Source organism: Methylobacterium sp. A54F (genome assembly GCF_053346035.1).
This window is the reverse complement of record NZ_JBKFBF010000216.1, coordinates 1-284: the sequence shown is the minus strand read 5'-3', so window position 1 is coordinate 284 and position 284 is coordinate 1. Positions and strand designations below refer to the sequence as shown.

Genomic DNA, 284 nt, shown 5'->3' with positions numbered 1-284 from the left:
GCAACAGACACCATTTGGGTGAGCAGGGAGCGGCCGGTCGGCCCTTCAATCTGAGGCAAATCGCAGAAGCGGACCTCGACCCCAGCCTCCAGAAGGCGCCACAGGAACGCGACCGATCTCGTCAAACGCGAGACGTTGGCAACGATCAACGTGGCGCCCATAGCCCGGCATTGAGCCAGTGCCCTGTTCAGAGCCGGGCGAGTGCTGGAGCGACCACTCACCGTCTCGACGACCTCAGGGGCCAGCCTGAACTCAGACCCGGCCAAGAAGGTGCGGAACGTCTC

General features: G+C 63.7%; 1 protein-coding gene. It reads right to left on the bottom strand.

Annotation, left to right across the window (positions count from 1 at the left end):
• A partial coding sequence (locus ACLBXP_RS26015; protein ID WP_447670670.1) for a recombinase family protein occupies positions 1–266 on the bottom strand: 266 nt, incomplete at its 3' end.
• Positions 267–284 lie beyond the last annotated feature (18 nt).